Origin of the sequence: Lentzea sp. NPDC005914, assembly GCF_040629405.1 — a bacterium.
Classification (GTDB): domain Bacteria; phylum Actinomycetota; class Actinomycetes; order Mycobacteriales; family Pseudonocardiaceae; genus Lentzea.
Genome location: NZ_JBEXVQ010000025.1, coordinates 79,250 through 101,098 on the forward strand (window position 1 = coordinate 79,250; position 21,849 = coordinate 101,098).

The following is a 21,849-nucleotide window of genomic DNA, read 5'->3' on the forward strand; positions in this document are numbered from 1 at the left end:
GAAGGCGGCCGGGTAAAACGAGAATTCACCGTTCCGTGTAAGTCAGGTTCCTGCCGGTGGACGGGTCGAAGAGCTGAACCTTGTCCGCGTCGAACCAGATGTCCGCCGAGGCTCCCTCCACCGCGCCGGACGCCGACGACAGCCGCGTCACGAGCGAGATGCCGTCACCCGGCACGTCGTCCGATCCCGCGTCCGCCGCCAGTTCCTGCAGCTCGGCCGACGCCGCCTGCTCTCCCGTGAGGTTGAAGTAGGCGTACTTGTCCGAGCCCATCGACTCCAGCACGTCCACCTGCGAGGTGAACTTGCCGCCCGACGCCAGCGCCGCCGCGTCGACCAGGGCCGCGTCCTCGAAGTGCTCGGGGCGGATGCCCATGATCACCTCGCGGGGCGCGTCGGCACCCTCCACCAGCTGCCGCACCCGGTCCGTCAACGTCACGTCGCCGAGGACCGACCGCAGCGCGCCGTTCTCCAGCGACGCCGGCACGAAGTTCATCGACGGCGAGCCGATGAAGCCCGCGACGAAGAGGTTGGCCGGGTTCTCGTAGAGGAACTGCGGTGCGCCGATCTGCTGCACGACACCGCCGCGCATGACCACGACCCGGTCGCCGAGGGTCATCGCCTCGGTCTGGTCGTGCGTCACGTACACCGTCGTCGTGCCGAGCTGCTTCTGCAGGCGCGACACCGAGGTGCGCATCTGCACGCGCAGCTTGGCGTCCAGGTTGGACAACGGTTCGTCCATCAGGAACGCCTTGGGGCTGCGCACGATCGCGCGGCCCATCGCCACGCGCTGCCGCTGGCCACCGGACAGGTTGGACGGCTTGCGCTCAAGATGCTGCGTCAGGTCCAAGATCTCGGCGGCCTCGCGCACCTTGCGCTCGACCGTCGCGTTGTCGACCTTGGCCAGCCGCAACGGGAAGGCCATGTTCTCCTTCACCGTCATGTGCGGGTAGAGCGCGTAGGACTGGAACACCATCGCGATGTCGCGGTCCTTCGGCGCCCGTTCGTTGACGCGCTGCCCGCCGATGCGCAGCTCGCCCTCGGTGATGTCCTCCAGGCCCGCGATCATGTTGAGGGTGGTGGACTTCCCGCAGCCGGACGGCCCGACCAGGATGATGAACTCGCCGTCGGCGATTTCGAGGTTGACCTCCTGCACGGCCAGTGCGCCGTCGGGATACCGCTTGGTCACCTTGTCCAGAACGATCTCTGCCATTGGTCAACTCACCCCTTGACGGCGCCGGAGGTCAGGCCGGCGACGATCCGGCGCTGGAAGAACAACACGAAGAGGATGATCGGGATGGTGATCACGACGGCGGCCGCCGCGATCGACCCGGCCGGGTCCTCGAACTGCGAGCTGCCGGTGAAGAACGACAGCGCCACCGGCACGGTCCGCGACGACTCGGTCGAGGTGAGCGAGATCGCGAACAGGAAGTCGTTCCAGCAGAAGATGAACACCAGGATCGCCGTCGTGAACACACCCGGCGCGGCCAGTGGCGCGATGACGCGACGGAACGCCTGCCCCGGCGTCGCACCGTCCATCTTCGCCGCCTTCTCGAGCTCCCAGGGGATCTCGCGGAAGAACGCCGACAGGGTGTAGATCGCGAGCGGCAGCGCGAACGTGATGTACGGCAGGATCAGGCCGGGCCACGTGTCGAAGAGCCCCATCGAGCGCTCGATCTCGAACAACGGGGACACCAGCGAGACCTGCGGGAACATCGCGATCAGCAGCGAGACGCCGACCAGCAGGTTCTTGCCGGGGAAGTCCAGCCTGGCGATGGCGTAGGCGGCCATCGTGCCGAACACCACGGCGATCGCGGTCGCGATGATCGCGATGCCGATGGAGTTGATCAGCGCCCGCGTGAACTCGGACGTGGAGAAGATGTTCTCGTAGTTCTCCAGGCTCCACTCGCGCGGGATGAAGTTGCCGTCCGCCAAGGTCTTCGACGACTTGAACGACAGCGACAGGATCCACAGCACCGGGAACAGCGCGTAGATCACGACGACCGCGTTGAGCACGCCCCAGCCCCACTTCTTGGCCGGGGTGTCCGCTCCTCCGATGCCCGCCATCAGCGCTTCCCTCCGTCGTCACTGCCAGGGGCAGCGGTGCCGAAGAGCTTGATGAACACGAACGCGATGATCGCGACCATGATGAAGATCAGCACGGACATCGTGGATCCGATACCGAGGTTCAAGCCCTTGATGAGGTTGTTGTAGGTCAGCATCGACACCGACGACGTGCCCTGCGAGCCCGCGGTGAGCACGAAGAGGTTGTCGAAGATGCGGAACGCGTCGAGCGTGCGGAACAGCAGTGCCACCAGGATCGCCGGCTTCATGATCGGCACGGTGATCTTGATGAACCGCTGCCACCCGCTCGCGCCGTCCATCGCCGCGGCCTTGAGCAGGTCGTCCGGCACCAGCGCCAGACCCGCCATCAGCAGCAGGGCCATGAACGGCGTGGTCTTCCAGATCTCCGCGAGAGCCACGACCATCAGCGCCGGGATCTTCTCGGTGAGCACGGGTTCGCCGCCGAGCGCCTCGGAGAGGTAGCCCGTGCCGGGTGTCCAGGCGAAGCGCCAGGAGAACGCGGCCACGACCGTGACGATGCCGTACGGGATCAGCGTCGTCGTGCGGACGATGCCCCGCCCGACCAGCGCGCGGTGCATGATCAACGCCAGCGCCATGCCCAGCACCAGCTCGACGGCGACCGTGACGACGGTGAGCAACACCGTCACCCACACCGCGTTCCACCAGTACGGGCTGCTGAGGACGGTGACGTAGTTGTCGAACCAGATCCACTCGGTGCGGCTCGGGAACTTCAGGTCGAACCGCTGCATCGACAACAACAGCGAGTAGAGGATCGGCCAGCCCGTCACCGCGATCATGGTGATCGCGGCGGGCGCGCAGAGCAGCCAGCCGAGCCTGCGCTCCGCCTTCTTGCCCTCGCTCAGCGCGGCTTTCTTCCTGGGGGCAACGGGTTCCGGCGCGGCCTCGGTCTTCTCCGTGATCGCGTGACTCACGGCAGCACCCCCTTGGAGTCGAGTGCGTCCTGCAGTTCCTTGCGCAGCCTGTCCGCCGTCGCCTGCGGGTCGATGCTCGCGGGCGGCGACAGGATCGTGGAGATGACGGTCGACGCGTTCTGGTACGCGGGCGTGCGCGGCCGCACACTCGCGTTCTTCAGCGTCTCCTTGATGTCGTCGCGCATCGGGTACGCCTCGGCCATCTCGGGCTCGTCGTAGACGGCCTCGATGGTCGGCGGCACACCGTCCTTGAGCGCGGCGAGCTTCTGGCTTTCCGCACCGCGCAAGCACAACACCGCGTCGAACGACTCGTTCGGGTGCGTGGTGTAGTTGCTGACGGCGTAGTTGATCCCGCCGACGGTGACCTTGGCCGAGTCACCGCCGACCGTGGGGTACGGCGCCCACTTGAAGTTCTTCGCGAAGTCCGGCTTCTTCTGCGCCGCCGCGTAGACGTACGGCCAGTTGAGCTGGAACGCCGCTTCGCCGTTCTCCATGGCGAGGCGCGCGTTGTCCTCGGCCGCGTTGGAGAACGACGGGTCGATCGCCTTCGACGTGGCGAGCTTCTTCAACGCCGCCAACGCTTGCACGGCCTTGTCGTCGACGACGGCCTTGGTACCGGTCTCGTCGATGATGGTGCCGCCGTTGGAGTTGACGAGGGTGTTGTACAGCACGACGAGCCCCTCGTACTGCTTGCCCTGTCCCACGATCCGGCCAGGCTTCCCGTCCGCCACCAACGCCTCGGCCATGGAGATCATCTCGTCCCACGTCTTCGGCGGCGTCGGCACGAGATCAGAGCGATACCACAGCAGCTGGACGTTCGTGTTGTCCGGCGCCGCGTAAAGCTTGTTTTCGTAAGTCGCGGTCTCCAGCGGCGTCTTCAGCGTGCCGCTCTCCACCTGGGACTTGACGGACCCGGTGAACTCCTTGAGCCACCCGGCCTCCGCGAGCTCGGCCGTCCACGTGACGTCGAGCCCGAGCACGTCCATGCTGTCGTCTTCCGCCGCAAGTCTGCGCACCATCTGCTCGCGCTGACCGTCCGCTTCACGCGGCAGCTTGTTGTAGACGATGTGATAGCGCCCGCCGGCCTTCGTGTTGCAGCCGTCGACGATGGCCTGGAAGTTCTCCTGGGGGTACTTGTAGACGTTGACGGTGATGCCTTGGTCGCCCGATCCGCACGCCGTGATCGTGGACGCCGCGAGCAACGCGGTTCCCAATCCGGCAGCGAGTCGATAGCGCCGTGTCGCACCCATCGGCCCTGCCTCCTTCCCGACTACACGGAGGAGCCAGACCGCAGCGCCCGGCACCTCGTCGTGCCACCGGCCGCACCGGGCGGACCGGTCAACCGAACCTAGGCCCGGTGATCAGGAGCCGCAACCAAGGGAAGCAACGATTCAGAACCAATGGACGTCTTCGCGTCTCAATTGCCGGGGTTGACGGGCCTCATCGCGAGCTTCGCCAGCAGGTCACGGCCCTGCTCCGCCGATTTCGGGTGGCAGAGCACGTCGTACCTGCCCGCGACGAGCTGACTGGCGCTCTGGAAGTCCCGCTTGCCGCGCGCCGACCCGTACCCGACCGCCGCGAACACCAGCCCGAAGAACACACCGGTGATCAAACCGGTCAGCACCGGCCCCACGGTCACGCCGGGTTCCGGGCTGAAGAGCGTGAGCAGCAGCCCGACGAACAGACCGAACCACGCGCCGCTGGCCGCACCGGTCATGAGCACCCGGCTCCAGGTGAGCCTGCCGGTGATGCGCTCCACCAGCATCAGGTCCACGCCCACGATCATGACGTCCTGCACCGGGAAGTCCTCGACGGCGAGGAAGTCGACCGCCCGCTGAGCCTCCTCGTACGTGGCGTACGAGCCGATCGGCCACCCCGTCGGCGGGGTGGGCAGGCGGGGCGGGACGCCGGGCCGGTTCGGGTTGGCGAACGGACTCGTCACAGGGACCACCTCTGTCGGACGCGCTGATCGTTCCATCCTGCCAGTGCCCGGTGCGGCGTGCTGAGACGCCTACGGGTGTTTTGCCGGGATCGGCATCTCAAGCCGTCGGATCGCCGCCCTAGCTCGGCTCTTCGAGCAACTGCAGGACGTGCGCGATCGCTTCCGGCAGCTCGATCAGCTCCGCGACGACGTCGTCCTCCGTCTCGACGCGGAACGGCAGGTGCCCCCGGTCCGCGGTGTCGATCTGGACCTCGGCCACCTCGGCGGAGCGGGTGACGAACCAGACGTTGTCGTCGTCAGCCGGGTACTTGCCGGTCCACCTCTCCACCGACACGTCGGGGAAGCGTTCCCGGACCGCGGTGAGCAGTTGGTCGATCGGGCCTCCGGCTTCGTCGGAGGCCGACCACTCGATCCTGCCGGTCACCCGTCACCTCTCGCTGAGGTAGAGCGCGAACACCTCGTCCATGTCGAGTGCCCTGTCGTAGAACCGGACCTCGTCGACCGAGCCGGGGAAGAACGCCGTCGCCGCACCCGCCTTGTGCCCCGGCACCGACGGTGAAGGTGCCGGCGCCGCTCCACTGAGCGTTGACCCTGCCCGCGCCGACGCGGTTGCCGTGGGCGTAGAGCACCGTCTGATGGGTCTCCGCGTCGTAGGTGCCCACCAGATGCGTCCACTCGCCCGCCTCCGACAGTTCCGCGGACACGGCCGTGGAGGTGATGGGCGCCTGGTCGGTGTCGGACTCCGCCATCTCGAAGAACCAGTTGCCGAGCAGGTCCCGGCTCCTCGCGTAGCCGAGCGAGAAGCGGCTGCTGCGCACACCGTCCCCGCTCACGGCGGTGAACTTGCACGTCCGCGTGGCGCACTTCGCGGGCAGGTTGACCCACGCGGACACGGTGAAGCTGCGCGCGGCATCGATCGCGAGAGGCGCGGACACCGTGCCACCGTTGAAGACGAGCCCGCTGCCGGCCTTGCCCGGTCCAAACGCGACGTTGCCCGACAACGCGCCGCTCGCACCCGTCACCGCGTCGACGGTGGTGGTGCCGGACGCCTCGTCGAACCGCCAGTCGCTCGCCAGCGGTGCGTCGGCCTGAACGGCGCCCGCCGTCAGGCACAGCGACATGACGGCAGCGGACATCGCCAGAAGTGCACGCATCAGATTCCCCCAGGAACGGTCAGGGGCGTGACTCTAATTCATCCCATGGCAGGAAACGCAAGGGAAAACCGGTGCGCGAAGGCTCGGTACGACCGCGCGTAGACGTCCGTCTTGTCGGCCACCCGCTCGCGCTCCTTCTTCAGCACCTCACCGGCCGCACCCGCGTTGCCGTTGAGCACATGAATGATCGAGAGCTTGCGCGCCCGTTCGAAGTCCAGCAGCGTCTCCGGCTTGGCGATGAGCTCACGTGCGAGCGTGTCCCACTTGGCGTACCGGTCGATGTACGGCAGGCCGTGCTTGCGAACGGCGTCCACCAGCGACGAAGCGACGGCCGTGTGGTCGCCGCCCGGCGTGAACGTCCAGCGCCAGACGGGCTTCTCGCCCATCAGGTAGCCGAGGGGCGCCGAGACGAGCGGGGTGGTGAGCGTGATGCCGAGAGTGCGGCACACCTCGTCGTAGCGCTGGAAACAGACGCCGACCAAAGGGGTGAGCTCGAGGGAACCCGCTACACCGAAGCCGAGCCAGCCGGACACGCCGTCGCCGCGGTCCTGAAGCCAGACGTGGCCGCGGCGCACGAAGCCCGTTGGCCGCAGGGCGGTGTCCACGGCGACGAGCACGTCGGCTTTCGGTGAGGAGCTCACCGGGACAGGGTGCCAGGGCAAGCCGGATCCCGCCGGTCAGTGCAGCACCGGCGCGAGGAACTCGGCGAGTTTGTGCAGCGCGTCGGGTGGCACGTCGTCGAGGTGCTCGGTGAGCTGCAACAAGAGACGGCCGCCGCCGAGGTCCGACACCGAGTGGCAGGGCGCGGAGACAAGAACCTCCTGCACTCCGCCCAAAGTGGCCACCTGTCGCGGACCGAGCAGCGTTGCCCAGTGCGGGCCGCGCGACAACTCCGCTGCCATGAAAAGGGATTCGTCGATGCCCACGCCGACGGAGACCTCGTGCGCGGTCCGCACCCCTACCCGGTCGAGCGTGATCCAGCCGCCGGCCGCGCGCACCAGGGACGCTCCCGAGCGGAACGTCGAAAGCCAGTCCTGTTGCACGGCATGGGAAATCCAGCCGCCGAACAGCGAGCGGGCGGCGGAAACCACTATCTGGTGCGGAAACGAGGGGTCGTCCTTCACCAGCAGCTCGGCGCACCAGCCGCCGTCCACCAGGGGCAGGCCCTGAGAGTCGAGCTGGACGAGCTGCACGCGCAGGAACGGAGGAAGGTCCGAAAGTGCGGCGGACCACGAAGAACGGGTGAACTCACCCGAAGAGAGCAGCAGGCGCGCGTAACCCGGTGGGCCCCAAGGAGTTGTATCGGATGGCCGGTAGTCGCGCGCCACCGCCACGAGCTCCTCCACCGAGGCCGGGCAGAGGGGTGCGAGCAGGTCGGTGAACAGGGCGTCGAACCACTTGGCCAGCGCGGGACGGTCGACGCCGGTGAACGTGTCCAGCTCCAGGCGGACGACGTGCGGCGGCGACACAGGTCTCGGAAGCGTCAGATCTGTGCTCAAAGTGAGCGAACCTTATGACTCCCAAGCAAAAATCGTTAGGGGCCACTCTCGTGAAAGAATGACCCCTAACGGACGAACGTCTAGCCGCGGGACTGGTAGTCGCGCAGCAGGCCGCGGGAGATGATCGTCTTCTGGATCTCCGACGTGCCCTCGCCGATCAGCAGGAACGGGGCCTCGCGCATCAGGCGCTCGATCTCGTACTCCTTGGAGTAGCCGTAGCCGCCGTGGATGCGGAACGACTCCTGCGTCACCTCGGCGCAGTATTCGGACGCGATGAGCTTGGCCATGCCGGCCTCGACGTCGTTGCGCTGGCCCGAGTCCTTCAGACGAGCGGCGTTCACCATCATCAGGTGCGCCGCCTCGACCTTGGTGGCCATCTCGGCGAGTTTGAACGCGATGGCCTGGTGCTCGGCGATGGCCTTGCCGAACGTCCTGCGCTGCTGCGAGTACTCGATCGCCAGCTCGAAGGCGCGGATCGCGATGCCGCACGCGCGGGCGGCCACATTCACGCGGCCCACCTCGACGCCGTCCATCATGTGCCGGAAGCCCTGGCCCGTGACGCCACCCAGCACCTGGTCAGCGGCGATCTCGAAGCCGTCGAACACCATCTCCGTGGTGTCGACGCCCTTGTAGCCCATCTTGTCGATCTTGCCGGGGATCTTCAGGCCCGGCAGGACCTCGCCGTAGCCCTCGGGCTTCTCCACCAGGAACGTCGTGAGGTTCTGGTGCGGCTTCTCGGCGCCCTCGTCGGTCTTGACCAGCACGGCCGTCAGGTTCGACGTGCCACCGTTCGTCAGCCACATCTTCTGGCCGTTGATGACGTAGCCGTCACCGGAACGGGCAGCGCGCGTGCGGATCGCCGCGACGTCGGAGCCCAGCTCGGGCTCGGACATGGAGAACGAGCCGCGCACCTCGCCGGTGGCCATGCGCGGCAGGTACTTCTGCTTCTGCTCGGGCGTGCCGTGCTGCTTGAGCATGTGCGCCACGATGAAGTGCGTGTTGATGACGCCGGAGACGCTCATCCAGCCGCGCGCGATCTGCTCGACGACGAGCGCGTAGGTCAGCAGGGACTCGCCGAGGCCGCCGTACTCCTCCGGGATCGTCAGGCCGAAGAGGCCCATCTCCTTCATGCCCTCGACGATGTCGGCGGGGTACGTGTCGCCGTGCTCCAGCGTCTGGGCGTGCGGAATGATCTCCTTGTCCACGAACGTGCGCACGGTCGCGAGGATTTCTTCCTGGATGTCCGTGAGACCCGCGGTCTGGGCGAGGCGCGCCATCGCACTTCCCTTCCAAGGCTTGAGTTACCGGCGAGTATGGACCGGTTAACGCTCGTTTGCGACCGCGTTGTGCTCTCCGCAACACAGCAGCGCCCGCTGTACCGAGACAGCATCCCCGACTGGCGGAATCACGCACCCACACGCGACGAACTGCGGTGATGGACCTTAAGATCCCGGCTCACCACTTCTAGGGGGAACAGCGATGACGTACGACCCGTACAACCCGAAGCAGCCGGGCGATCCGTACGGCCAGCAGCCCGGCCAGCCCTACGGCCAGCCGATGTACGGCCAGCAGCCCATGTACGGCCCCGGCTACGGCTACCAGCCGCCCAAGCCGCAGACCAACGCGATCCTCGCGCTCGTGCTGTCGTGCGTAGGCCTTGCGACCTGCGGTGTCACCGCGATCGTGGGCGTCATCTTCGGCCACATCGCGATGGGGAAGATCAGGCGGGGCGAGGAGGACGGCCGCGGCATGGCGCTCGCGGGCGTGATCGTCGGGTACGTCGTCATCGCCGGTTGGCTGCTCTACGCGGCGGTCATCATCATCGCGGTCATCGCCGCGGCGAATCACTCGACCTACTAGCTCGAGGCCCCAGCGGAACGAGATCAGCCCGCGAGGGCGATCTCCAGGGTGCCACCGCAGTGGCGGCAGACGTCGGCGAAAACGTGGACGTCGGCATCGCATCCCGGGCAGCTGCGGAAGCTGCGCTCGAGCAGGTCGTCCTCGCGGCGCTTGAAGAGCCGCAACCGTCTGCTCGCCTTACCGTTACTCGAATGTGACATGCCCACGAGCATGCACCCCACCCCGGGGCCCACCGCAAACTTCGGTGACGGATTGTGCGCCACTTCACCCGTTTTGAACGCAACCTGTGACGGTCGAACACGTCCAGTGACAATCAGGGTGAAGTAGCGCACAATCCGTAACGGACTTGAACCGCCTCAGTCCTCCGGCGGAGTCCAGACGTTCGAGCGCGACATGCCCGCCGCACGACCCTTGCCCGAGATCACCAGAGCCATCTTCCGCGACGCCTCGTCGATCATCTCGTCGCCGAGCATCACCGCGCCGCGCTTACCGCCCGCCTCGGACGTGAAGTACGAGTACGCGTCGAGGATGTTCTCGGCGTGGTCGTAGTCGTCCTGCTTCGGGCTGTAGACCTCGTTGGCCGCGTCGATCTGGCCGGGGTGCAGCACCCACTTGCCGTCGAAGCCCAGCGCCGCCGAACGACCGGCGACGCGCTTGTAGCCCTCGACGTCGCGGATCTGCAGGTAGGGACCGTCGATGGCCTGCTTGTCGTGGGCCCGCGCGGCCATCAGGATCCGCATCAGGATGTAGTGGTAGGCGTCGCCGACGTCGTAGCCGGGCGGCTGCTCACCGACCACGAGCGACTTCATGTTGATCGACGCCATGAAGTCCGCCGGGCCGAAGATGATCGTCTCGACGCGCGGGGACGCGGTGGCGATCGCGTTGACGTTGTTCAGGCCCAGGGCGTTCTCGATCTGCGCCTCGATGCCGATCTTGCCGACCTCGTAGCCCATCGTCTTCTCGATCTGCGTGATCAGGAAGTCGAGAGCGACGATCTGCTCGGCCGTCTGCACCTTCGGCAGCATGATGCAGTCGAGGTTCGCGCCCGCGCCCTCGACGACCTCGGTAACGTCGCGGTAGGTCCACTCCGTCGTCCAGTCGTTGACGCGGACGACGCGGGCCTTGCTGTCCCAGCCGCCTTCGTTCAGGGACGCCACGATCGTCTTGCGGGCGTCCGGCTTGGCCAGCGGCGCGCAGGCGTCCTCCAGGTCCAGGAACACCTGGTCCGCCGGCAGCGTGCGCGCCTTGTCGATCATCTTCTGGCTCGAGCCGGGGACCGCCAGACACGAGCGACGGGGACGCTGCTGGTCGACCACTGGAGTACCTCCTTGTACCGGCCGGTAACTATGTGCGCCACAGTGGCACGCATCATCTCCGGGCGCATATTCGCTGAGTCCCGTTTCACAAACCCTGGCACGCTGAACCGGTGGAGATCACTCGAGTACTGGACGCGGCGCTGCGAAAGGCAGCCGCCGTCTGGATCACCTCGCCCGGTCACGAACCTCGTCTCGTGCACGCGCACTGGCGTGACGACGCGCTGTGGGTCATCACGGGCGGCAGCGAACAGGAGGTGCCGGGGTTGACCGACCAAGCCCAGGTCACCGTCACCGTGCGCTCCCCCAGCACGCATTCGCACCTCATCGACGCTCAGGCAGTGGCGAGGCTGGCCGAGCCCGACGAGGAGACGACACAGGCGTTGAAGACCGCGCGGCTGAACACCAAACCGGAGTGGGAAGCCGTGTACCGGCTGGAGTTCAGCGCATGATCACCGTCCCGGCCGGCTTCGGCGAGGGCCTCGGCGAGGGCGCGCACGAGTGGGTCTCGAGGCTGCCCACGCTGGCCACCAAGGCGTGTTCGAGGTGGCGGCTGGCCCCGGACGGCGAGCTGATGCACGGGTTCTGCGCCGTCGTGCTGCCGGTCCGCCGGGCCGACGGGCATCCGGCGGTGCTCAAGCTGACGTGGATGGACCACGAGACCGAGCACGAACCGCTCGCGTTGAGGCTCTACGACGGCAACGGCGCGGTGCAGCTGCTCGGTCACGACGAGGAGCTCGGCGCGTTGCTGCTGGAACGCCTCGACCACACGCACACGCTCGACGACGAACCGATCGAGCTCGCGGTCGGTGTGATCGGCTCGATGCTGCGCCGCCATCGGGATCTGGAGGCGCCCGCGGAGATGCGCCGGCTCACCGGTGAGCTTCGGCACCATCCCGCGGTGCCCGGCACACTGCTGGACGCGGCCCGGGAGATCGCGACGCGACCGATGGGCCGTTCGTTGGTCAACGAGGACCTGCACTACGAGAACGTGCTGCGCGGCGACCGCGAACCGTGGCTGATGATCGACCCGAAGCCGCTGTCCGGTGACCGCGAGTACGGCGTGATCCCGTTGCTGTGGAACAGGTTCGAGGAGCTGGACGGCCGCAAGGGGCTCACCGACCGATTCCTCGCGCTGTGCGACGCTGGAGAGCTGGACGTCGCGACGGCGCGGGACTGGACGTTCTACCGGGCCGTGGCCAACTGGATCTGGTGTTTGGAAGAGGACATCGAGGATCTTGCAGTGATCTGCGCGGAGATCGCCGGGTGGGCGGCCAGAGCGTGATCTAGCCTGGACGTTGTGGTGGCTGTGAACCGGGTTTACATCGCTCAGCTGGCCGGACTTCCCGTCTTCGGCCCCGACGGCGAACCGATCGGCAAGGCCCGCGACGTCGTGATCAGTCTCCGGATCGACCGCCAGCCGCCGCGGGTCCTCGGCCTGGTCGTCGAACTGGTGACGCGCCGCCGGATCTTCGTGCCGATGCTGCGGCTCACCTCGATCGAGCCGAACGCCGTGACGCTCGCGACCGGGTCGGTGAACCTGCGGCCGTTCCACCAGCGCGTCAACGAGGTGCTGGTGATCGGCGAGGTGCTCGACGCCAAGATCCAGCTCGAGGACGGCAGCAGCGCGGTCGTCGTGGACGCCGCGATGGAGCTGACCCGCACCCGCGACTGGCGGATGATCAAGGTGGCCGCCCGGCAGCGCACCGGCAGGTTCGGCTTCAAGGGCCCGACGCAGGTGTTCCGGTGGGAGGACGTCGGCGGCCTGAGCGTCAACGAGATCGCGGGCCAGCCGCAGGGCGCCCAGCAGCTCGTCGCGGTCTTCGAGGGCATGCGCGCGGCGGACGTGGCTCACGCGCTGCACGAACTGCCGGCCAAGCGCCGCCACGAGGTCGCCGACGCGCTGGACGACGAACGCCTTGCGGACGTCATCGAGGAACTGTCCGAAGAGGACCAGAAGGACGTTCTGTCACACCTGGACGAGGAACGCGCCGCGGACATCCTGGAGGCGATGAACCCGGACGACGCGGCCGACCTGCTGGGCGAGCTGTCCGAGGGCACCAAGGACCGCCTGCTGGAGCTGATGGAACCCGAGGAGTCCGAACCGGTCCGCCGCCTGCTCGGGTACTCGTTCGACACCGCCGGCGGTCTGATGACCCCGGAACCGATCATCCTCACGCCGGACGCGACGATCGCGGAAGCGTTGGCACGAGTGCGAAATCCCGACCTGACGCCCGCGCTGGCGTCGATGGTGTTCGTGTGCCGCTCGCCCTCCGCGACCCCGACCGGCCGCTACCTCGGCTGCGTCCACATCCAACGGCTGCTGCGCGAACCGCCGTTCGACCTGGTCGCCGGCGTGCTGGACACGGACATGGCACGCCTGTCACCGAACGCCTCGCTGAGCGACGTCACCCGCTATTTCGCCACGTACAACCTGGTGTGCGCCCCGGTGACCGACGAGGCCGAGCACCTGCTCGGCGCGGTCACCGTCGACGACGTGCTGGACCACCTGCTGCCGGCCAACTGGCGCGAGACGGGACTGAGCCATGCCTGAAGTGCTGCCACGGCGCAAGCTCGACCAGCCGCGCGAACCACGCGGCTTCCGCCTCTCGATCGACCCGGACACCTTCGGCCAGTTCTCCGAACGACTCGCGCGCTTCCTCGGCACGGGCAAGTTCCTGTTCTGGCAGACGCTGCTCGTCGTCGCCTGGATCACGGTGAACCTGGTCGCGGCGTCGCTGAGGTGGGACCCGTACCCGTTCATCCTGCTGAACCTGGCGTTCTCGACGCAGGCCGCCTATGCCGCGCCCTTGATCCTGCTGGCGCAGAACCGGCAGGACGACAGGGACCGGGTGTCGCTGGAGGAGGACCGGGCTCGGGCGGCGCAGACCAAGGCGGACACCGAGTACCTGGCGCGCGAACTGGCCGCGGTGCGACTTGCTTTGGGTGAGGTGGCGACGCGCGACTTCATCCGGGGTGAGCTGGAGAAGCTGGTGAAGGAGCAGAACAACCAGCGCAAGGTCCGCCCGTGACGGTCGAGGGGCCTGCCGGAGGCGGAAGAGCTCGCGCGGCTCGACGACCTCTACGACATCCTGGAGTACGAGGACCTCACCGCCGCTGATGTGGACGATCAGGTCGTGGCGGAAGTGCGCCGGATCACGTCCTGATCTGTCCACTCGCGACCAGGTCTGACAGAACCTCGTGGATCGCGGGCGCTGTCTCGGCGTGCTCGCGGTACTCGTCGCGCGTCACATACGTCAGCTCGGCGATCTCGCTCGTCGGCTTCGGCACACCCAACAGCCGTGCGGTGAAACAGGTCATGTCGACCATCGCGCCCTCGCCCTCCCCATAAGCGGGAGCGACATAACGCTTCAGCACCGAAGGGCGTTCCAGCTCGATCCCGAGCTCCTCCCGCACCTCCCGGCGCAGCGCCTCAGCCGGGGACTCACCGGCCTCGATCTTCCCGCCCGGAAGGTAGAAGGCCTTCTTGTTGCGTGAGCGCACAACGAGGAGGCGGCCGGCCTCGACGTGCACAAGTCCCACCACGGTGATCACGGATAGATGTCGTCCGCTGCGAGTCGATCACACGTGCGGCCGAAGGCCTCGAGCTCTCCGGGCCCGAAGCTCTCCCCGAAGTGCTCGGCGACGCCGGCCAGGTGGGTGGCGGACGCGCTGCGCAGGCGTTCGGCACCGAGCGGTGTGAGCACGGCCACGATGCCGCGTCCATCACCGTCGGCGCGTTCACGTCCGACGAGCCCAGCACGTTCCAGACGGTCCACCAGGCGGGTCACGCCTGAACGGGACAGCAGGACGGCATCGGCGAGTTCGGTCATGCGCATGCGCATGGAAGGCGTCTCGGCCAGTTGAACCAGCACGTCGTACGCCGCGAGCGAAAGGCGCTGCTCAGCAATCAGTTCGGCCTCGAGGACCCTCGTGATCCGTGCATGCGCGCGGAGGAACGATCGCCACACCCCTAGCTCGACACGGGTGGGCAACCGGGAACTACCCGATTCCGGCACGGACGTCGATGTTACGGACAGCTCCCGCCCCGCTACGACCTGGGCCTGTGCTCCAAAGTGACCGGCTGGTAGGACAGGCGTGAACCGGACGTAGCATGGCCGGGTGACCACCACGCAGCCCCTCCCCACCGTCGAGGACGTCCGCAAGGCGCTCGCCGGTGTGCAGGACCCCGAGATCCGCCGCCCGATCACCGAGATCGGCATGGTCAAGGACGTCGAGGTGGGCGCTGACGGCGCCGTGGTCGTGGGCGTGTTCCTGACCGTCGCGGGCTGCCCGATGCGCGACAAGATCACCAAGGACGTCACCGCGGCCGTCGAGGCGTTGGACGGCGTCTCGTCCGTGCGCGTCGATCTGGACGTGATGAGCGACGCCCAGCGCACCGAGCTGCGCAAGACGTTGCGCGGCGGCACCGAGGAGCCGGTCATCCCGTTCGCCCAGCCGGGCTCGCTGACGCGCGTGTACTGCGTCGCGTCCGGCAAGGGTGGCGTCGGCAAGTCCTCGGTCACCGTGAACCTCGCCGTGTCGATGGCCGCGCGCGGCCTGTCGGTCGGCATCGTCGACGCGGACATCTACGGCCACTCGATCCCCCGCATGCTGGGCGCCGACGGCAAACCCACGCAGGTCGAGAAGATGATCATGCCGCCGCAGGCGCACGGCGTGAAGGTCATCTCGATCGGCATGTTCACGCCGGGCAACACGCCGGTCGTGTGGCGCGGGCCGATGCTGCACCGCGCGTTGCAGCAGTTCCTCGCGGACGTGTTCTGGGGCGACCTGGACGTGCTGCTGCTCGACCTGCCGCCCGGCACCGGTGACGTGGCGATCTCGGTCGCCCAGCTCGTGCCGAACGCCGAGATCCTGGTCGTGACCACGCCGCAGCAGGCCGCCGCCGAGGTGGCCGAGCGGGCCGGGTCGATCGCGCTGCAGACGCGCCAGCGGGTCGCGGGCGTCATCGAGAACATGTCGTGGCTGGAGATGCCCGACGGCTCGCGCATGGAGGTCTTCGGCACCGGTGGCGGCGCGGCCGTGGCCGAGTCGCTCACCAAGACCATCGGCTCCGACGTGCCGCTGCTCGGCCAGGTGCCGCTCGACCCGCGGCTGCGGGAGAACGGTGACTCGGGCACGCCGATCGTTCAGGCGGTGCCGGACTCGGCGGCTGCTCAGGTGCTCAACGACGTGGCGAAGAAGCTGACCGTGAAGTCGCGCGGGCTGGCGGGCCGTCTGCTGAACGTGTCGCCTGCGGGCCGCTAGGAACGCGACCGCAAGGAGCGCGCCATCCCGGCCTGCCATTCGGCTTCGGTCAGTGGTGGCGGCTCCTCGGCCTGCACGAAACCCTGCGCTGCGCACAGTTCGTCCATCAGCCGGGCCAACCACTGCTCAGCCTGCGTCATCGCGGCGTCTTCGTCTGGTTCGAGGTCGACGGACACGCCCAGGACGACGCCTGCGTCTCGGGGAAACGCGAGCATCACGAAGTCCAGCTCAGGATTGCGGACTCCGCTGAGCCTCGATGCGTACAGCGTCTCGCCCGACGGTGAGCCGGAAAGCCCAGTGCGGAGGGTGTCGGCCGCGTCCTCCGCGAGCCATGCGGCCGGCTCACGCCAATGCGCCACGTGTGTGTCGAGGAAGTTCTCCACCCGCAGACGGTCCAAGTGCGGAAGACGCACGTAGACGTCAAGACACGGTGGCACCTATCAGGTCGCGTCCGGGTCGTACGGCGGGCGCTCGCCCGGTGCGAGCGGCCGCTGTTCCGGCGCGGGCGGCGTGGAAGGCGTCGGATAGCCGTTCGCCTTGGTCGGCTCGGGGTCGTCGAACAGGTGCTTGGTCACCGCGCGCTTCGGGTCGAAGTTGCGCAGCTCCCGCAGGTCTTCCAGAGGCTTGCGCAGCGACTCGAACTCCGGGCCCATCTCCTGCTTGAGCTGCTCGCGCGCGCCCGTGGCGTACTCGCGGACCTGGCGCACGGTCTTGCCGAGCCAGGCTGCGGCCGCCGGCATGCGTTCGGGCCCCAGGATGAAGAGACCCGCGATGACGATGATGAGGATCTCCACCCATCCGATGTTCTCGAACACGGGTCCAGCCTACTTGTCAGTCGCTCTTGAGGGTTACGTCAAGTTTCAGCTCACGGCCCTGCCGGGCCAGCACGACCTGGACCGTCTGGCCGATCTCGTGCTCGCGAACGGCCACCACGAGTTCGGCGGCGTTGCGGACCATGCGGTCGCCCACCTTGGTGATCACGTCGCCCTCCTGGATGCCCGCGGCGGCCGCGGCGCCTCCGGCCGGGACGTTCTGCACCTGGGCGCCCTCGGAGGTCTCGGCGGACACGGACTTGACGTTGACGTTCATGTCCGCGTGCTTGACCTGGCCGCTGCGGATCAGCTCCTGGCTGATCTTGCGGGCCTGGTTGCCGGAGATCGCGAAGCCGAGGCCGACCGAACCGCCGGTCTCGGTGCGGATCGAGGAGTTGATGCCGACCAGGGCGCCGCGCGAGTCGACCAGCGCGCCGCCCGAGTTGCCGGGGTTGATGGCCGCGTCGGTCTGGATGGCGTCGTAGGTGACCTGGGGGCCGCCGTTCTCGCCCGCCGCCGTCACGGGGCGGTGCAGGGCGGAGACGATGCCCTCGGTGACGGTGTTGGACAGCTGCAGCGGCGAGCCGATGGCGATCACGCTGTCGCCGACCTGGAGCTCGTCGGAGTTGCCGAACTGCAGGACGGTCGGGTTGGTGACCTCGACCTTGACGACCGCGATGTCGGTCTTCGGGTCGCGGCCGACGACGCGGGCCGCGGCGCGCGTGCCGTCGGTGAAGACGACGCTGAGCTTGGCCGACGAGTCCTGTGCGGCGGGGGCGACGACGTGGTCGTTGGTCAGGATGTAGCCACCGGCCTCGATGACGACGCCGGAACCGACGCCCGCCACGTTCGTGCCCTTGAACTCGATGGACACGACGCTGGGCGTGACGCGCTTGGCGATGTCCGAGATCGAACCGGCGGGGCGCTCCTTGCCCTGCTCGACCTCGGCCAGGGTGACCGTGGAGTCGGTCAGCGGGTTGCCCGCGCGGCCGATCAGCCAGCCCACGAGGCCACCGGCGGCACCGACGAGCAGCGCGACGACCACCAGCAACGTGAGAGCGGCCGGCTTCACGCGGCGGCCGAAGATCAGCTCGGGGACGCTCAGCTGCGGACCCGGCTCGACGCGCTTCTCAGGTTCGCCCGGCGGGTCCTCGCCCACGGCGGGCGGGCCGATCACGGCACCGGCGGCGGGGTCGCGCCACGGGTCACCGGCGGGCTTGTCGCCCCAGAAGACGGGGTCGATGTCCGGATCCGGGTCGGAAACCGGCTGCGGCGGCCGCTGCAGTAGCTCCGACGAACCCTGGCGGCCGAACGCGGTGACGAGGGACTCCGGAGGCGGCGGCGCCGACTCGACGGAGGGAACGGGCACGTCGCGCGCGGCGAACGCACTGTCGACACCTTCGGGGCGGCCGAAGGCGGAGGCGTACGCGGGGTCGACCGGCGGCTGCACCAGGGGCCGTGGCCGGAGCCTGCGATGCGCTCCGTCGTCCACTCCGGAAACGGGCGTGGGCGTCTGGCCGTTGGGCGACTGCTGGCTCATCTCTCCCCGAATTTTCCGCTAGGAGTTAGGGCCTGCTTCATAGGTCTTGTTCGATGAGAGTCGCGGCTGAGGTGGTTCCTGGCGGTGCGGGCGGGCGGCCCGCATACCGGTGTTGTATTCGGGCCGGCCGCCCGCGCCTCCAGGGGCCGCCTCAGCCCCGGCTATCGCGGACAGGACCTATGAAGCAGGCCCTTCGAGGTACAGCGTGCCTCACGAACGGTGAAATGACTGTCAGGGGGTGGTCGCGAAGACCGCACCGGCGTTCTGGGGAGCAGAAGGCGAGGCGGGAGCGTCGCTCTCCGGCGTGGTGAACGCGAGCGCGCCGAGCAGCATGCCGCTGACCACGACACCGGCACCCTGGCGCGCGCGACGGCCGTTGAACCAGCCGTTGCTGCCCAACGGTCTCGACGAGCCCAGCACGGGCCCGGAGCCGAACGCCGGCTTGTCGGTGCGCTGCACGGCGACGAACTGTCCGTCCTCGGTGATCGCGAGCCCGTCCGGAGCGGACGGCAGGTCGACCTCCTGCGGGATGGCCCCGAGCCTGTCCAGCAGCGACGCCGACGCCGTGGGCGCCGAAGCGGTGCGCACCGCGGAGCGCGCCTGCTGCTGCGTGTAGGTCTCGAAGGCGCAGAAGCCACAGCGCTGAATGTGCGTCGAGGCTCGCTCGTGGGCGACCGAGGACAGTTCTCCGTCCACGAAAGCAACCACGGCATCCGGCAAGAGATGCTGCTCAGGCAGGCCCCAACCACGGAGGTCGGTCATGCAGAGTCCTCCAGCAACGATTCTCGACGACGGCGCTCGAGAGCGACCTTCAGAGCCTGGCGGCCCCGATGGATCCTGCTCCTCACGGTACCCATCTTCACCCCGAGCGTGGCGCCGATCTCCTCGTAGGAGAGACCTTCCACGTCACAGAGCACGACCGCGGCGCGGAACTCCGGCGGGAGCTCGTCCAGCGCGGCCTGCAGGTCGGGGTCCAGGTGGTTCTCGTCGTAGATTTCCTCGGGGGACAGGTCGTCACCCTCGAGGCGGTCGTTGTCCTCGGGCAGCGCCTCCATGCGCACGCGGGAACGCCTGCGTGCCATGTCCAGGAAGAGGTTGGTGGTGATGCGGTGCAGCCACCCCTCGAAGGTGCCCGGCTTGTACGACGCGAGCGACCGGAAGACCCGGATGAACGTCTCCTGGGTCAGGTCCTCGGCGTCGTGCTGGTTGCCGGTCAGGCGGTACGCGAGCCGGTAGACCCTGTCCGCGTGCTCGCGAACGATCGCGTCCCACGAGGGCGGCGTCCAGTCGGCCGTCTCGATGGGCGCGACGGCCTCTGGCGAACTCGACTGCGTGCGCATCAGGTGTTTCGGCACCTCCATGTGGGCCGCCCGGCGACCCTTATGCGGCTCAACGGGCGACGGGTCCGGCTTGTTCCCGACTAGAGCCTGGCTTCCTGCTTATGTACCTTCTCCTGCTCTCTTTAAACGATCGTGAGAGTGGGCTGAGAGCAGCCTGAGAATCTCGGTTCGGGCCGCGTTCACCCGTTTTGGGCACAACTGGCACTAACCTGCGACCCGTGACCCCGGAATCGGCCCTGCGGGAGTACGTCGAGCAGTACCTCCCCGAGGACGACGTGCACCTGGCAGCGCGAGCACGCGGCCAGGAACTGGGCTGTGTGCCCATCGGTGCAGGTGGAGGCGCCGCACTGCGGTTCCTCGCGACCGCACTCCAGGCCCGCGCGGTAGTCGAGATCGGCACCGGTGCGGGCACGAGCGGCCTCTACCTCCTGGCGGGCATGCCCCAATCCGGCATCCTGACCTCGATAGACGTGGCTCCCGAACACCAACGAGCCGCCCGCGAGGCCTACGCCTCCGCGGGCATCTCCCCCTCGCGCACCCGCCTGATCATGGGCAAGGCGCTGGACGTGCTGCCCCGGCTGACCGACGCGGCCTACGACCTGGTCTTCGTCGACGCCTACAAGCCCGAGTACCCGCAGTACCTGCAGCACGGCGTGCGCATGCTGAGGCCGGGCGGCGTGATCGCGTTCGACAACGTCCTGTGGCACGGCGCTGTGGTGGATCACAGCAAGCGGGACGAGTCGACGCAGGCGATGCGGGACATCGCGCGGCTCGTCAAGGAGGACGACCGCCTGGTGCCGGTCATCCTGCCGCTGGGCGACGGCCTCCTGGTCGCCGCCCGCAGGCCCTAGTAAGCCCGGACGCCCTTGCCGAGGACCGTGACGCCGCTCGCCGAGACGGTGTAGCGCTCACGGTCCATCGGCGCGTCCACACCGATCAACGCCCCGTCGGGCACCACAACGTTCTTGTCCAAAATAGCCCGACGCACCACAGCGCCCTTGCCGATCCGAACTCCGGGCAACAGCACCGAGCCCTGCACCACGGACCCGACCTCGACGGTGACGTCGGACGAGATCACCGACCCGTGAATCTTCCCGGAGATGATGGAACCCGGGCCGACCATCGAGTCCTCAGCGGACCCACCGGCGATGAATTTCGCCGGCGGCAACGGCGGAGTGGCGGTGCGAATCGGCCACAACTCGTTGTAGAGGTTGAAAATCGGATGGACCGAAACCAGGTCCATGTGAGCGTCGTAGTAGGCGTCGATCGTCCCGACGTCGCGCCAGTACCCGCGATCCCGGTCCGTGGCCCCGGGAACCTCGTTGTCCTGGAAGTCGTAGACGTGCGCCTTACCGCGGTCCACCAGCATGGGGATGATGTCGCCACCCATGTCGTGGTCCGAGTCCGGGTTCAACGCGTCCCCGCGAAGCGCGTCCAGCAGCGCCTCGGTGGTGAACATGTAGTTGCCCATGGAAGCGAAGGTCACGTCCGGGTCGTCCGGCACGTGCGGCGGCTCGGACGGCTTCTCCAGGAACCGGGTGATCTTGCCGGAGGCGTCCGAGTCGATGCACCCGAAGGCCTTGGCCTCGGTCCGGGGCACGCGAATACCGGCAACGGTCACGGCCGCGCCCGACTCGACGTGCTGCGAGATCATCTGGCCGGGGTCCATCCGGTACACGTGGTCGGCACCGAAGATGACGACGTGGTCCGGCTTCTCGTCGTGGACGAGGTTCAGGGACTGGAAGATCGCGTCGGCGGATCCGGTGTACCAGCGGGGACCCAGGCGTTGCTGGGCCGGCACCGGTGTCACGTACTGACCGAGCACATTGGACAGGCGCCACGTCGTCGAGATGTGGCGGTCCAGCGAGTGCGACTTGTACTGCGTCAGCACGCAGAGCTTCGCGAGCCCCGCGTTGACCAGGTTCGACAGCACGAAGTCGACCAGCCGGTAGTTGCCCCCGAAGGGCACAGCCGGTTTCGCGCGGTCGGCCGTCAGTGGCCACAGGCGCTTGCCTTCACCACCGGCAAGCACAATTCCGAGAACGTGCGGCTGCCCCTTCACGGTATGTGACCCTATCTGTGCGATCGAGCTTCAACCAGACGCAAA

27 protein-coding genes are annotated in these 21,849 nt (G+C 67.9%); 7 read left to right on the plus strand and 20 right to left on the minus strand.

Features of this window, described 5'->3' with window-relative positions; translation table 11 throughout:
• Window positions 1–25 precede the first annotated feature (25 nt).
• From ugpC to ABZ345_RS30825, 10 genes are all read right to left on the minus strand, one after another.
• On the minus strand, window positions 26–1,210 hold the full coding sequence (gene ugpC / locus ABZ345_RS30780) for a sn-glycerol-3-phosphate ABC transporter ATP-binding protein UgpC (RefSeq protein ID WP_359856267.1): 1,185 nt from the start codon (window positions 1,208–1,210) through the stop codon (window positions 26–28).
• Between the two features lie 8 nt (window positions 1,211–1,218).
• Window positions 1,219–2,064: a carbohydrate ABC transporter permease gene (locus ABZ345_RS30785; RefSeq protein WP_359856270.1), complete on the minus strand. Its 846-nt coding sequence runs from the start codon at window positions 2,062–2,064 to the stop codon at window positions 1,219–1,221.
• Complete coding sequence (locus ABZ345_RS30790; protein ID WP_359856273.1) at window positions 2,064–3,014, minus strand: sugar ABC transporter permease; 951 nt, start codon at window positions 3,012–3,014, stop codon at window positions 2,064–2,066. Before ABZ345_RS30790 ends, ABZ345_RS30785 begins: the two co-directional genes overlap by 1 nt.
• Window positions 3,011–4,264: an ABC transporter substrate-binding protein gene (locus ABZ345_RS30795; RefSeq protein ID WP_359856276.1), complete on the minus strand. Its 1,254-nt coding sequence runs from the start codon at window positions 4,262–4,264 to the stop codon at window positions 3,011–3,013. The genes ABZ345_RS30790 and ABZ345_RS30795 overlap by 4 nt, the downstream gene beginning before the upstream one ends.
• A 167-nt stretch (window positions 4,265–4,431) precedes the next feature.
• On the minus strand, window positions 4,432–4,992 hold the full coding sequence (locus ABZ345_RS30800; protein WP_359856278.1) for a general stress protein: 561 nt from the start codon (window positions 4,990–4,992) through the stop codon (window positions 4,432–4,434).
• Window positions 4,993–5,074: 82 nt separating this feature from the next.
• Window positions 5,075–5,290: a hypothetical protein gene (locus ABZ345_RS30805; protein WP_359856281.1), complete on the minus strand. Its 216-nt coding sequence runs from the start codon at window positions 5,288–5,290 to the stop codon at window positions 5,075–5,077.
• The gene (locus ABZ345_RS30810; RefSeq protein WP_359856284.1) at window positions 5,253–6,110 is read right to left on the minus strand and encodes a LamG-like jellyroll fold domain-containing protein; all 858 of its coding nucleotides are present in this window, start codon (window positions 6,108–6,110) and stop codon (window positions 5,253–5,255) included. Before ABZ345_RS30810 ends, ABZ345_RS30805 begins: the two co-directional genes overlap by 38 nt.
• A 38-nt stretch (window positions 6,111–6,148) precedes the next feature.
• The gene (locus ABZ345_RS30815; RefSeq protein ID WP_359856287.1) at window positions 6,149–6,751 is read right to left on the minus strand and encodes a hypothetical protein; all 603 of its coding nucleotides are present in this window, start codon (window positions 6,749–6,751) and stop codon (window positions 6,149–6,151) included.
• A 36-nt stretch (window positions 6,752–6,787) separates the two neighbouring features.
• Entirely contained in the window at window positions 6,788–7,609 is an 822-nt protein-coding gene (locus tag ABZ345_RS30820) for a hypothetical protein (RefSeq protein WP_359856290.1), read from the minus strand.
• Between the two features lie 80 nt (window positions 7,610–7,689).
• The gene (locus tag ABZ345_RS30825; protein WP_359856293.1) at window positions 7,690–8,886 is read right to left on the minus strand and encodes an acyl-CoA dehydrogenase family protein; all 1,197 of its coding nucleotides are present in this window, start codon (window positions 8,884–8,886) and stop codon (window positions 7,690–7,692) included.
• 202 nt (window positions 8,887–9,088) lie between these two features.
• Between ABZ345_RS30825 and ABZ345_RS30830 the strand changes: the two genes are divergently transcribed.
• Window positions 9,089–9,469, plus strand: a complete 381-nt coding sequence (locus ABZ345_RS30830) for a DUF4190 domain-containing protein (RefSeq protein WP_359856295.1) — start codon at window positions 9,089–9,091, stop codon at window positions 9,467–9,469.
• Between the two features lie 23 nt (window positions 9,470–9,492).
• Here ABZ345_RS30830 and ABZ345_RS30835 read toward each other — a convergent pair whose 3' ends face one another.
• A complete protein-coding gene (locus ABZ345_RS30835; RefSeq protein WP_158102676.1) occupies window positions 9,493–9,669 on the minus strand; it encodes a hypothetical protein in 177 nt (58 codons plus the stop codon).
• Window positions 9,670–9,825: 156 nt separating this feature from the next.
• Window positions 9,826–10,785: a CoA ester lyase gene (locus ABZ345_RS30840; protein WP_359856298.1), complete on the minus strand. Its 960-nt coding sequence runs from the start codon at window positions 10,783–10,785 to the stop codon at window positions 9,826–9,828.
• Between the two features lie 110 nt (window positions 10,786–10,895).
• Between ABZ345_RS30840 and ABZ345_RS30845 the strand changes: the two genes are divergently transcribed.
• From ABZ345_RS30845 to ABZ345_RS30860, 4 genes are read left to right on the plus strand one after another with little or no spacing between them, the layout of a single operon-like run.
• Entirely contained in the window at window positions 10,896–11,234 is a 339-nt protein-coding gene (locus tag ABZ345_RS30845) for a hypothetical protein (RefSeq protein ID WP_359856301.1), read from the plus strand.
• Complete coding sequence (locus ABZ345_RS30850; RefSeq protein WP_359856304.1) at window positions 11,231–12,067, plus strand: aminoglycoside phosphotransferase family protein; 837 nt, start codon at window positions 11,231–11,233, stop codon at window positions 12,065–12,067. Before ABZ345_RS30845 ends, ABZ345_RS30850 begins: the two co-directional genes overlap by 4 nt.
• A gap of 15 nt (window positions 12,068–12,082) precedes the next feature.
• Entirely contained in the window at window positions 12,083–13,336 is a 1,254-nt protein-coding gene (locus ABZ345_RS30855) for a CBS domain-containing protein (RefSeq protein WP_359856307.1), read from the plus strand.
• On the plus strand, window positions 13,329–13,814 hold the full coding sequence (locus tag ABZ345_RS30860) for a DUF1003 domain-containing protein (RefSeq protein ID WP_359856310.1): 486 nt from the start codon (window positions 13,329–13,331) through the stop codon (window positions 13,812–13,814). Before ABZ345_RS30855 ends, ABZ345_RS30860 begins: the two co-directional genes overlap by 8 nt.
• Before the next feature lie 124 nt (window positions 13,815–13,938).
• Here the strand turns inward: ABZ345_RS30860 and ABZ345_RS30865 are convergent, their stop codons facing one another.
• On the minus strand, window positions 13,939–14,337 hold the full coding sequence (locus ABZ345_RS30865) for an NUDIX domain-containing protein (protein WP_359856313.1): 399 nt from the start codon (window positions 14,335–14,337) through the stop codon (window positions 13,939–13,941).
• Entirely contained in the window at window positions 14,334–14,801 is a 468-nt protein-coding gene (locus ABZ345_RS30870) for a MarR family transcriptional regulator (protein ID WP_359856429.1), read from the minus strand. The genes ABZ345_RS30865 and ABZ345_RS30870 overlap by 4 nt, the downstream gene beginning before the upstream one ends.
• A 103-nt stretch (window positions 14,802–14,904) precedes the next feature.
• On the opposite strand from ABZ345_RS30870, the gene ABZ345_RS30875 reads away from it, so the two are divergent.
• A complete protein-coding gene (locus tag ABZ345_RS30875; RefSeq protein ID WP_359856316.1) occupies window positions 14,905–16,050 on the plus strand; it encodes a P-loop NTPase in 1,146 nt (381 codons plus the stop codon).
• Here the strand turns inward: ABZ345_RS30875 and ABZ345_RS30880 are convergent.
• From ABZ345_RS30880 to sigE, 5 genes are all read right to left on the minus strand, one after another.
• Entirely contained in the window at window positions 16,047–16,433 is a 387-nt protein-coding gene (locus ABZ345_RS30880; protein WP_359856318.1) for a hypothetical protein, read from the minus strand. The two genes, ABZ345_RS30875 and ABZ345_RS30880, sit on opposite strands and share 4 nt — an antisense overlap.
• Before the next feature lie 57 nt (window positions 16,434–16,490).
• A complete protein-coding gene (tatB, locus tag ABZ345_RS30885; protein WP_359856321.1) occupies window positions 16,491–16,865 on the minus strand; it encodes a Sec-independent protein translocase protein TatB in 375 nt (124 codons plus the stop codon).
• Between the two features lie 16 nt (window positions 16,866–16,881).
• Complete coding sequence (locus ABZ345_RS30890) at window positions 16,882–18,402, minus strand: trypsin-like peptidase domain-containing protein (RefSeq protein WP_359856323.1); 1,521 nt, start codon at window positions 18,400–18,402, stop codon at window positions 16,882–16,884.
• A gap of 231 nt (window positions 18,403–18,633) precedes the next feature.
• Entirely contained in the window at window positions 18,634–19,164 is a 531-nt protein-coding gene (locus ABZ345_RS30895; RefSeq protein WP_359856325.1) for a zf-HC2 domain-containing protein, read from the minus strand.
• Window positions 19,161–19,742 (minus strand): RNA polymerase sigma factor SigE, encoded by a 582-nt coding sequence (gene sigE, locus ABZ345_RS30900; RefSeq protein ID WP_245847949.1) that lies wholly within the window; start codon window positions 19,740–19,742, stop codon window positions 19,161–19,163. Before sigE ends, ABZ345_RS30895 begins: the two co-directional genes overlap by 4 nt.
• A 218-nt stretch (window positions 19,743–19,960) precedes the next feature.
• Here sigE and ABZ345_RS30905 point away from each other — a divergent pair, with 218 nt between their 5' ends.
• Window positions 19,961–20,593, plus strand: coding sequence for an O-methyltransferase (locus ABZ345_RS30905; protein ID WP_359856328.1), 633 nt, complete (start codon window positions 19,961–19,963; stop codon window positions 20,591–20,593).
• Here ABZ345_RS30905 and glgC read toward each other — a convergent pair.
• Window positions 20,590–21,804: a glucose-1-phosphate adenylyltransferase gene (gene glgC / locus ABZ345_RS30910; protein WP_359856331.1), complete on the minus strand. Its 1,215-nt coding sequence runs from the start codon at window positions 21,802–21,804 to the stop codon at window positions 20,590–20,592. The genes ABZ345_RS30905 and glgC overlap by 4 nt on opposite strands.
• Window positions 21,805–21,849: the final 45 nt, after the last annotated feature.